The sequence below is a fragment of the Flavobacterium sp. genome, from assembly GCF_035760125.1.
GTDB lineage: Bacteria > Bacteroidota > Bacteroidia > Flavobacteriales > Flavobacteriaceae > Flavobacterium.
This window is the reverse complement of sequence record NZ_DASTTN010000099.1, coordinates 1-7,395: the sequence shown is the minus strand read 5'-3', so window position 1 is coordinate 7,395 and position 7,395 is coordinate 1. Positions and strand designations below refer to the sequence as shown.

Genomic DNA, 7,395 nt, shown 5'->3' with positions numbered 1-7,395 from the left:
TTTAGCTTCTGGAATTACAAAGGTTTCCCCCATTTGGAAGTTGAATCTCGAGGCTACATCACGGGTAATTTCCAAATGCTGTAATTGGTCTTTTCCAACGGGAACAAGTTCGGCATCGTATAATAAGATATCGGCAGCCATTAACATTGGATATGAAAACAAACCAGCATTAACGTCTTCCAATCGATCGGCTTTGTCTTTGAAAGAGTGAGCCAATGTTAAACGCTGAAAAGGAAAAAAACAGCTCAAATACCAAGACAATTCTGCAGTCTGTGCCACATCCGACTGACGATAAAAAACCACTTTCTCGATGTCCAAACCACAAGCCAACCAAGCGGCTGCAGTACTATAGGTATTGGCTCTTAGTGTTTCGCCATCTTTTATCTGTGTAATGGAATGCAAATCGGCTATAAAAAGGAAAGATTCATTTTCTGGTTTATTCGACAGTTCGATTGCAGGTATAATTGCGCCCAATAGGTTTCCTAAATGCGGAGTTCCTGTACTTTGAACGCCTGTAAGTATTTTTGCCATTTTTATTTGTTTAAATCTCGTATGATTGTATGGTGATGTAATATTTGACCGCAAAGTTAATTCTTTTGCTAAATTTTCCGCAAGTTTCCTTACTTTTGACTTTATGAAAAGTGTAAAAAAGATATTTTGGGCCGTTTGGCGGGTTTGGTTTTATGTGGTTATGCTCATACCCATCCTGATTATGCTTCCTTTTTTGGTAGCTTCCATATTGACCGAAAGAGGTTATCCCTATTTTTTTAAAATGTCCCGTATTTGGGCCAAATGTGTGCTTTTTGGAATGGGTTTTTATTATAAAATTGAGAAAGTCCAAAAATTGGATCACAAGAAAAGTTATATGTTTGTGGCCAATCATACTTCCATGTCGGATATTATGCTAATGCTTGCTGCAGTGGACAATCCTTTTGTTTTTGTTGGAAAAATGTCGCTTGCCAAAATTCCATTATTTGGTTTTTTCTATAAAAGAACCAGTATTCTTGTAGACAGAAGTTGTTCTAAAAGCAGAATGGAAGTGTTCAATGAAGCTCAAAAAAGAATTGATAGAGGATTAAGTATCTGTATTTTCCCAGAGGGAGGAGTGCCACATGATGAGACTATCTTTTTGGATCATTTCAAGGATGGAGCTTTCCGTTTGGCGGTAGAACATCATTTACCCATAGTTCCTCTCGTTTTTCCGGATAATAAGAAGAGATTGTCGTACACTTTCTATAGCGGCAGTCCGGGTCTAATGCGTGTTAAGATTTTGCCTTTGGTTGAAACAGTTTCGGATAAAGGAGAACCATTGGATCGAAAAGAAGTAAAGGAGCACGTACGTAACTTAATTTACAATGAATTAATGGCTTTTAAAAAGCTTGATGAATCATCAAATAAGTAAATAAAAAATAAGTAAATAAAAAAGACCGTCTCGTTTTTTGGAACGAGACGGTCTTTTCTGTTTTTATGCTTCGGCTAATTCCTTGATGTGATTTTTGATTTTCGCTTCCAGTTCATCTGCCAATTCCGGATTGTCCTTAATCAATGATTTAACTGCATCACGGCCTTGTCCAAGCTTGGTTTCACCGTAACTGAACCAAGAACCCGCTTTTTTGATAATTTCAAATTCTACCGCAAGGTCAAGTATCTCACCTGTTTTCGAGATTCCCTCACCGTACATGATGTCAAATTCAGCTACTTTAAATGGTGGAGCCACTTTGTTTTTAACGATTTTCACTTTAGTTCGGTTACCCAAAACGTTTTCACCATCTTTAATTTGTGTAGAACGACGAATATCCAAACGTACCGAAGCATAAAACTTCAAGGCGTTACCACCGGTAGTAGTTTCAGGATTTCCAAACATTACACCGATTTTTTCTCTCAATTGGTTGATGAAAAATACAGTACAATTTGTTTTGCTGATCGTTCCCGTCAATTTTCTTAATGCTTGTGACATTAAACGAGCGTGAAGACCCATTTTGGAATCTCCCATTTCACCTTCAATTTCACTCTTAGGCGTCAATGCAGCAACCGAGTCAATAACCACGATGTCAATTGCTCCAGAACGAATCAGGTTTTCGGCAATTTCAAGTGCTTGTTCCCCGTTATCCGGTTGCGAAATGATTAGGTTTTCGATATCAACTCCTAATTTCTCAGCATAATTTCTATCAAAAGCATGCTCCGCATCAATAAAAGCAGCAATTCCTCCTGCTTTTTGAGCTTCTGCAATTGCATGAAGTGTCAAAGTTGTTTTACCAGATGATTCTGGTCCGTAGATTTCTATAATTCTTCCTTTTGGATAACCACCAACTCCCAAAGCCAAATCAACTCCCAAAGACCCAGATGAAATCGTTTCCACTTCCTCTATGGCTTTGTCGCCCATTTTCATTACAGTTCCTTTTCCGTAGGTTTTGTCTAATTTGTCAAGTGTAAGCTGTAACGCTTTCAACTTAGCTTCTTTGTCTGAACTGCTTTTTTCTTTCATCTCTATTTCTTTTGTTTATTCGGTTTTCCTTTATTTTCTTCAAAATAAGGGATCATTTTTATATAATTTTCGTAAAAATACTCCTTTTTTTCGAAGTAGCAAAAGTTGTTTTTTTTATCATTTGGGCGTGACCCCGTTGCGTAAAGGAGGCTACTTATCTGAGCGGTTATTCGCTTCCTTTACGCAACAGGGTCGGGCTATCCGCGCTACTTCGGTAGCTAGCTTCAAACGAAGTTCACTGAACACCTATGAAAATAAATGTATAGTGAAGTAATCCCTCACGCGGTCGTATTAAAACAAATAATCTGTTGATTTATAATTACTTCCCTGTAAAAACAGCTTTTCTTTTCTCCAAAAATGCTTTCGTTCCTTCGTTGAAATCTTCAGTTCCAAAACATTTTCCAAAGTTTTTGATTTCGGTCTCATAACCGTTTTTTCCTTCTGTATAATTAGCGTTGATGGCTTTTATGGCTCTACCAATCGCAAAAGGTGAATTTTTTATTATTTTTTGGGCAATTCCAGTGCAAAATTCAATTAATTCGGCTTGAGGAACTACGTGATTCACCAATCCGTATTGTTTGGCTTCATCGGCAGTTATCATTCCGGCGGTCATAATCATTTCCATTGCACGGCCTTTACCAATCAATTGTGGTAAACGTTGCGTTCCACCATATCCTGGAATTACTCCAAGCGAAACTTCCGGAAGTCCCATTTTGGCATTGTCTGAGGCTACTCTAAAATGACAGGCCATGGCCAATTCCAGTCCGCCTCCCAATGCAAATCCATTAACGGCTGCTATAACTGGGGTTTTTAGGTTTTCGATAAAATTAAAAAGCAGTTCTTGCCCCTGAAAAGCCAATTGTGTTCCTTCTTCGATGGTGAAATGGGCAAATTCTGAAATATCTGCACCTGCAACGAAGGCTTTTTCTCCGCTACCCGTAAGTATAATAACTTGAATTTCTTTGTTTTTACCCAATACTTTTATGGCTTTGTGCAAGTCATTGATTGTTGCAATATTCAAAGCATTTAGTTTGGTTGGTCTGTTGATAACAACTGTTGCAATGTTGTTTTCCACTGTAATTAAAAGATTGTCGTAGTTCATTGTGTTTTGGTTATGAGTTAATGATGGGTAGGGTAACCGTAAAAATAGTACCTCTTCCAAATTTAGATTCAAAGGTAATTGTTCCGTTGTAGTTTTCGATGATGTTTTTTATAATTCCAAGGCCTAAACCCATTCCGCTGTTTTTGGTAGTGAATTTGGGTTCAAAGATGTTGTCGATATGTTCAGGACTTATTCCAGTTCCATTGTCTTTTATCGTAATAATGACTTCTTTTTTTATTCGTTCTATGGTAACCAATATCATTTTGGTTTCTTGGTCTTCAGGAATGGCCTGCATGGCATTTTTTACCAAATTGGTAATTACGCGAATGAGCTGCGTACGGTCAATTTTGGAAATAATATCTTTTTCGGAGCATTCAAAAACAATATAATCTTCATGAAAAATATCCAAGGTCAGTTCTACCACTTCAACTACATTCAGCAGTTCGTTTTGTTGGGCAGGCATGGAAGCAAAATCAGAAAAGGCAGATGCAACGGCACTCATCGTGTCTATTTGCTGAATTAAGGATTCCGAGAAATCGTTTAATTTCTGTTTAATATTCGGATCTTCTGGGTGAAACTTTCGCTGAAAACTCTGAATAGTAAGTCGCATCGGCGTTAGCGGATTTTTGATTTCGTGTGCCACCTGCTTGGCCATTTCCCTCCACGCGAGATCCCGTTCGTTTTGTGCTAGTTTTATGGCGTTTCTTTCGAGTTCTTCAATCATCCTGTTGTAAGCATGCAACAGCATATTAATCTCTTTAATTTTGGCCGAAAAAGGTATTTTTTCATTCTTTTGGTTCAAACTGGTTTCTCTTAATTTTTCAGCAAAATCATAGATGGGTTTGGTGATAAAGGAAGAAAGCAAATAAGCCAATCCAAAAGCTAAAGCAATCATAAGAGCATATACCTGTGTCAAGCTAACCAAGAAATTGTTTAATTTTTTTTCATAATAGCCATCATCGGGAACGTTGGGTAATTTTAGAATTCCAATAGGTTTGAATTTTTTATTTTTTATGAGACTGTACGAAGAGCGATATTTTATGCCATTGATGGTTTTGACTTCGACAAATCTTTTGTCAATAGAGGCATTGACCAAGCGCACGATGAATTTTGATATTATTGGAGATTGTGTCGCTACCGAAAAGGATTCTTTGGAGGATTTTAGTAATTTTCCATCCAAAGAATATATTTGTATTTCAGCATTTTGAATATCGGATATTTCGTGAATTTTATCTTTGAAGATTAATTTAATATTGTCATCTGTCAAAGGATATGTAGTATTGGAAAGCATATAATTGATATGCTTTTTTACATAAAACTCCATGTTTTCAATTCGCTTTTGATTGTATTCTTTGGCGACAGTTTTGTATTGAAAGATGGAAATGGTTATAAGCAAAAGGGAAGTTGCAATGATTAATACAACCATTGAAAGAAAGATTCTAACACGTAATGAAATTATAGGAATCTTAAAATATCTAAGCATAATTACGATTTATTTCGCTCCCTAATCCTTTTGTAAAATTTAAAACCTAGCATAATAGTAATCGAAAACAAGAAAATACCGATTACTCCATAAATCCAATTCACTGCATTTTTTAATACAACCAAAAACACAACTGCGAATAAAATTATGGTGGCAATCTCATTCCACAAGCGCATGAAATTGGTGGTATATTTTACTTCATCCCTTTGCAATTGACTAAAAATTTGTTGACATTTTAAATGATATAAATACAGCACAAAAACGAAGCCAAGTTTTACATGCATCCAAGGCATTTTTAACCAAGCAGTTCCCAAGTCGGTAAAAAACAGCATCCAAAATGCAAAAATACTAGCCAATACGGCCGATGGCCAAGTGATGATATACCACAATCGGTATGCCATAATTTTATATTGTTTTTGAAGAATTTCTTTTTCGGGTGAGGTTTTATCAGCGGCTTCTATTTGATACACAAACAACCTTACGATATAAAACAAACCAGCAAACCAAGTGATTACAAAGATGAGATGTAGGGATTTGAGGTAATTATAGATTTCCATAAAATATTATTTTGCCCAGTCATTAATCCATTTACTTACCGTGGCACACCATTCGTCATCATCGTTCAAGCAAGGAACTGCTAAGAAATTTTCGCCTCCGTGCTCTTTAAATTGATGATTGGCTTCCATTGCGATTTCTTCCAGGGTTTCCAAACAATCAGCAACAAAAGCAGGAGTTACAATGGCTAAATTCTTAATTCCTTTCTCGGGAAGTTTGTTCACTTCTACATCAGTGTAGGGTTCCAACCATTTATCTCCCGCCAAACGCGATTGAAAGGTTTGGCTGTATTTGCCTTCAGGAATTCCAAGCGCTTTTACGACCAATTTTGTAGTTTCATAACATTGGTGACGGTAACAAAACTCATGTGCAGGTGATGGTGTATTACAACAAGAACCGTCAATTTTGCAATGTGATTTGGTTACATCGGTTTTGCGAATATGACGCTCCGGAAGTCCGTGATAAGAGAATAAAAGATGGTCGTAATCAAATCCGTTCAAGTATTTTTGGATAGAATCTGAAAGGTTTTTGATGTAATCCGGTTTGTTGTAAAATGCGGGAACAGAAGAGAATTTCATATTAGGGAAATGCTTTTTTCTGATTTCTTCTGCCTTGTCAAGAACGGTAACCGTGGAAGACATCGCGTGGTGCGGATACAAAGGAAAAAGCAATACTTCGGTAACGCCTTTGTCCTGCAATTCCTGAAGGCCTGCCATCAAGGAAGGATTTCCGTAACGCATTGCCAAAGCTACCGGAACATTGGCCAGCGGTTTCACTTTTTTGTGCATTCTTTTGGAAATTACCACAAGAGGCGAACCTTCGTCCGTCCATACTTTTGCGTAAGCGGCAGAAGCTTTTTCAGGTCTGTTTCTTAAGATTATGCCACGAACTAGTAATGCTCTCAACAAATATGGAACATCAATCACGTATTTGTCCATTAGAAATTCATCTAAATAGGGTTTTACATCTTTTGGGGTTGGACTTTCTGGAGAACCTAAATTGATTAATAATACGCCTTTCATTTCTTGTTTTTTTGAAGTTTCAAAAGTAGCTAAACCTACTTTTGGATAAATTGGAGTTAACTATTTTTTAATTATTGTTTAATATAGAAATCTGATTTTAGCTAAAGATTCGAATTAATTGACATCAGATATTTCTTTGGGGTAGTGGCAAATTTCTTTTTGAAGGCCGCTATAAAATGACTTCCGGTGCTGTACCCAATCTTCAATCCCACTTCATTAACATTATAAGAACCGCTATCAAGCAATTGGCGCGCATAATCCATTTTGTAATCAAAAAGATAGCCATAAACAGTGTCGCCATAAATTTGCTTGAAACCCATTTTGAGTTTCTTCAAGGTTAAACCAATTTCGTCTGCCAGTTCCTGTAAACCTGGTGGTTCAGCCATATTGGCAATGATGATTTCTTTGGCTTTTTTGATTTTGTACACGTTTTCTTCATCAATCAAAAACGGACATTGTTCTGCGTTTGGATCTTCGGTGCGATTAAAATACAAACTCAACAATTCGTATCCTTTTCCTTTATAATAAAGGTTTTTTATGGATGGATGAAGGTTGTAATGAAACAACTGACTTAGCACAATAGCCATTGAAGGACTAATATTTCCTTCGTTATAATATTTTTTGTCCTTATTATCAGGACTTAAAAAAGTAATATAATCTGCTTCTGCGGAAAACAACGCGTGAAATTTCTTGATCGATACAATAACGGAAATAACCCATGAATTTGGAGCGAGTTCTAAATTCAGTG

At 36.7% G+C, this 7,395-nt stretch carries 8 protein-coding genes; 1 reads left to right on the top strand and 7 read right to left on the bottom strand.

Annotated elements, in window-relative coordinates; all coding sequences use genetic code 11:
- On the bottom strand, positions 1–531 hold a 531-nt coding region (gene trpS, locus VFS71_RS04005), incomplete at its 3' end, for a tryptophan--tRNA ligase (RefSeq protein ID WP_326399515.1).
- A 103-nt stretch (positions 532–634) separates the two neighbouring features.
- Here trpS and VFS71_RS04000 point away from each other — a divergent pair.
- Complete coding sequence (locus VFS71_RS04000; protein ID WP_326399514.1) at positions 635–1,402, top strand: lysophospholipid acyltransferase family protein; 768 nt, start codon at positions 635–637, stop codon at positions 1,400–1,402.
- Between the two features lie 63 nt (positions 1,403–1,465).
- Here the strand turns inward: VFS71_RS04000 and recA are convergent, their stop codons facing one another.
- From recA to VFS71_RS03970, 6 genes are all read right to left on the bottom strand, one after another.
- Positions 1,466–2,485 (bottom strand): recombinase RecA, encoded by a 1,020-nt coding sequence (gene recA, locus VFS71_RS03995; protein WP_326399513.1) that lies wholly within the window; start codon positions 2,483–2,485, stop codon positions 1,466–1,468.
- 319 nt (positions 2,486–2,804) lie between these two features.
- On the bottom strand, positions 2,805–3,587 hold the full coding sequence (locus VFS71_RS03990; RefSeq protein WP_326399512.1) for an enoyl-CoA hydratase/isomerase family protein: 783 nt from the start codon (positions 3,585–3,587) through the stop codon (positions 2,805–2,807).
- 10 nt (positions 3,588–3,597) lie between these two features.
- Entirely contained in the window at positions 3,598–5,013 is a 1,416-nt protein-coding gene (locus tag VFS71_RS03985) for a HAMP domain-containing sensor histidine kinase (RefSeq protein WP_326399511.1), read from the bottom strand.
- Between the two features lie 59 nt (positions 5,014–5,072).
- Positions 5,073–5,627, bottom strand: a complete 555-nt coding sequence (locus VFS71_RS03980; RefSeq protein WP_326399510.1) for a CopD family protein — start codon at positions 5,625–5,627, stop codon at positions 5,073–5,075.
- Between the two features lie 6 nt (positions 5,628–5,633).
- Positions 5,634–6,647, bottom strand: a complete 1,014-nt coding sequence (gene hemH / locus VFS71_RS03975; RefSeq protein ID WP_326399509.1) for a ferrochelatase — start codon at positions 6,645–6,647, stop codon at positions 5,634–5,636.
- Positions 6,648–6,748: 101 nt separating this feature from the next.
- A partial coding sequence (locus VFS71_RS03970) for an AraC family transcriptional regulator (RefSeq protein WP_326399507.1) occupies positions 6,749–7,395 on the bottom strand: 647 nt, incomplete at its 5' end.